The organism is Ruegeria sp. AB9 (assembly GCF_056542585.1).
In genome coordinates this window covers 1-3626 of the sequence record NZ_JBQGAA010000041.1, presented here as the reverse complement: position 1 = coordinate 3626, position 3626 = coordinate 1, and the positions used below count along the sequence as shown (strand labels likewise).

At 58.6% G+C, this 3626-nt stretch carries 4 protein-coding genes; all 4 read left to right on the top strand.

Annotated elements, in window-relative coordinates; translation table 11 throughout:
* Positions 1–750, top strand: a 750-nt coding sequence (locus ACR0K5_RS24960; protein WP_480632210.1) for a citryl-CoA lyase, incomplete at its 5' end; no start/stop codon positions are given.
* The gene (locus ACR0K5_RS24955; RefSeq protein ID WP_480632209.1) at positions 740–1927 is read left to right on the top strand and encodes a Gfo/Idh/MocA family protein; all 1188 of its coding nucleotides are present in this window, start codon (positions 740–742) and stop codon (positions 1925–1927) included. The genes ACR0K5_RS24960 and ACR0K5_RS24955, both read left to right, overlap by 11 nt.
* A complete protein-coding gene (locus ACR0K5_RS24950; protein ID WP_480632208.1) occupies positions 1917–2591 on the top strand; it encodes a hypothetical protein in 675 nt (224 codons plus the stop codon). The genes ACR0K5_RS24955 and ACR0K5_RS24950 overlap by 11 nt, the downstream gene beginning before the upstream one ends.
* On the top strand, positions 2584–3626 hold a 1043-nt coding region (locus ACR0K5_RS24945), incomplete at its 3' end, for a Gfo/Idh/MocA family protein (protein WP_480632207.1). The genes ACR0K5_RS24950 and ACR0K5_RS24945, both read left to right, overlap by 8 nt.

Below are 3626 nucleotides of genomic sequence, written 5' to 3'. Positions count from 1 at the left end.
CAGATCGCGTTTCGTGGCCATCCCATTGAGGATCTGATCGGGAACGTATCTTTCCCGCAGATGATCTGGCTGATGGTGCGGGGCGATCTGCCCAGCGACGCACAAGCGCGCCTGTTCGAGGCCGCTTTGGTCGCAGGCGTGGATCACGGCCCGCAGGCCCCCTCGATCGCGGCTGCGCGTATGGCTGCCACCTGCGGGGTAGGTCTCAATAATGCGATGGCGACTGCGGTGAACATGCTGGGCGATGTGCACGGCGGTGCAGGGGAGCAATGCGCTGAGCTTTACTATGATATCGCGGCCAGGATGGATGCTGGGGCATCCTTGAATGACGCTGTTCGGGATGGCTTGGACAGCTGGCGCGAAATCTACGGCAAGATCGTCTCGGGCTTTGGCCACAGGTTCCACAAACCCGTCGACCCACGTGCACCCCGATTGATGCAACTTGTTCGTGATGCGGCGGCAGAAGGCACAGTTTCTGGCCGATTTGCCGATATCGGAGAAGAGGTTCAGGCCGAACTCGGCCGTCAACGCTGCGGTCGGCCGATTGCCATGAATATCGATGGCGCGACAGCCGTAATCTTCTGCGAACTTGGCTTTCCCGCGCCCCTGTCGCGGGGGCTGTTCTGCCTGTCCCGCTCGGTCGGAATACTCGCCCACGCCTGGGAGCAGATGGGGCAGGGCGGTCGGAACAAAGGGCCTATGCCCCCGAACTACTTACCCCTCTACGAAGACAGGAATGATGACAGGTGAGACATCGAAATCCTTCCGGGTCGGCCTTATCGGCTGTGGTCGTATCAGCGATATCTATCTAAAAACACTATCCAAATTTTCGAGCGTCGAGGTCGTGGCCTGTGCAAGCCTCGATCCATTAGAAAGCCGCGCCAAAGCGGATCAATACGGTGTCGCCAAGGCCTGCACGCCAGATGAAGTGTTCGATGATCCTACGATTGACTGCGTTCTGAACCTGACGATCCCGGCAGCCCATGCCGACATCAGCCTGCGCGCCTTGGAGGCGGGCAAGCACGTCTATTCCGAGAAGCCGCTGGTTATGGATCGAACGGATGGTAAGACGATTCTGCACATGGCCTCTGAAAAGGGGTTACTGGTCGGTTGCGCGCCCGACACATTTCTGGGCGGTCGCTGGCAGACCGTTCGGCGCTTGATCGACGAGGGCGCCATTGGCAAACCGACAGGGGTTTTTGCCCATGTCGGGACCCATGGGACGGAGCGCCACCATCCCAACCCGGATTTCTACTATAAGGCGGGTGGTGGGCCATTGCTGGACCTTGGGCCGTACTACCTGACCGCCATGATCTGCTGCCTTGGTCCCGTTGACCGGGTCGCTGGAATGGCGCGATGCACGTTCGACAAAAGGATGATCGAAAACGGCCCTCGCAACGGTGAATGGATGGATGTCGAGGTCGACACGCATTCCCTAAGCCTGCTGCAGTTCTCTTCCGAGGCTATAGGGTCGATGACCATGAGCTTTGACGTCTGGGATAGCGAAACGCCGCGGTTCGAGATCTACGGTGAAAAAGGCACCATCAGCATCCCAGACCCTGACCCGGTACATGGTGCCAATATCTTTCAAGGGGATGTCTGGCTGAAGACGCGGGAGACCTCGCGCTGGTCTCATCAGCCGCGCCCATCCGGTCGCGAAGGCTGGCAGGTGGTCGACAACAAACACGGGTTCAATGAGGACAGCCGCGGGATCGGCCTTTTGGATCTGGCCCTGGCGGCACAAGAAGGACGCCAACCCCGTGCAAGTGGAGCGCTCGCCTACCACGTTTTCGAGGTCATGGACGCGATCGAACGGGCACCGAAATTTGGCGCCTATCAGACGATAGAAAGCCGTTGCGCGGCTCCCGAGCCATTGCCGGTCGATTTCCTTAACGATGAGAGGAAGGAATTGGTTCATGCCGATTGAGACACTCGACTTTGCTCAGCCATTCTTTCGCGTCCGGCACATAACTGACGAGCGCAGAATATCTGTCGAGGGTCGCGCCATCGTCCTTAACCTTGGGGGGCGAAATCTCTCTGTCGAGGATCAGACCGTTGCACCGCTTTCCTCCGTTATCGTGCAAGATAGCTCTCTCAAAGGCGTGGAACGCGCAGTAATTGTCCACGATTTCGACGCCCATGTCGATGACAACGAGCTGTTCGCAACTGTCAAAGCTACATGGCCATCTGCTTTTGATGTTCGCCAGGAGGAGCGTCTGCGCGGTGTCAGCCACTACATGTCGCCAAAGGTCTTCGTGGGTAATGTTGGACTGACCATGTACCATTCCGGTTCGGTTCCACTGAATGTCGGATTGCACAAGGATCATCCGTTCTGCCCGGTACCGGGGTTTCGCGAAGTGCACACGCAAATCGTAGGCTTTGGCAAAATGCAGCAATGCCGCGAACGGGACGTCGCGACCCTTTATCTCGAAGAATTCATGGCCCCTGGCACGACGCACAAACCGATGTATAACGCCGAAGGCAACTATCCCTGGCATCAATACGAGACCATTACCCCCAGTATCTTCATGGCTGTGGAAATACTGCCGGAAGGCGTAGGGGTCCCGGAAATGGAGGTTCAGAATGGCTGAGAGACTTCTACCCGAAAACCTGAATTTTAACGGTTCTTTCCCCCGGTTGTCGCGCCGTTTGCAGCTGGGCGTTGTTGGCGGAGGGCGGATCTCAGTCACGCAAGCAACGGCGGCGCGGATGACTGACCGGTGGGAGGTCGCGGCAGGCGCTCTCAGTTCTGACGCCGCGCGCAGCAAGGCGCGTGGGGCTGAGTGGTTTCTGCCGGCAGACCGGTGCTATGCGTCGTTCGACGTGATGGCGCAGGCTGAGGCAGCGCGCCCGGACGGCGTAGATGCCGTCATGATCACTACCCCAAACCACGTTCATTTCGACGCGGCCAAAGCGTTTCTGGAGGCGGGCATTGACGTGCTGTGCGACAAGCCCCTGACCAACGAAGTCGCCGAGGCTGAGGGGCTTGAGAAGATCACCGCGCGCACCGGGCAGGTCTTTGCCGTCGGTTATGCGATGTCGTGCTTTCCGGTGATCCGGCAAGCGAAACAGATCGTGGCCGATGGCGGTATCGGCAACATCAACCAGATCCATGTTGAGTTTATGCAAGACTGGATGACGCCCGATGATGTGGCTGATGCGCCCCACGTCAAATGGCGGCTGGACCCAGAGATTTCTGGTCCGACCAGCTGTGTCGGCGATATCGGCACCCATGCCGCGCATCTCGCCAGTTTTGTCTCGGGCCTACCGATAACCGACCTGAGGGCCGAGTTCCATGTCTGCGGCGCGCCAAAGCCTTTAGAAGACACGGTGTTCATGTTCACCCGCTATCAAAACGAGGTTCCGGGAACCCTAATGGCTACTCGCCTTGCCCCGGGAAATCGGGGCGGGTTGCGGTTGCGGATATTCGGGAGCGAAGGAGGTCTCGAGTGGGACTTGGAGAATTCGGAGCAGCTGAAGTTCAATAGGTTCGGCGAGCCAGATCGTATCATCAGTCGAGGTCACGGGCATGGCATCGGCCCCAGTGCACAACGACTGATACGTACCGCGCGCGGCTTCCCCGAAGGGATTATCGAAGCCTGGGCCAACCTCTATACGGAATTTGC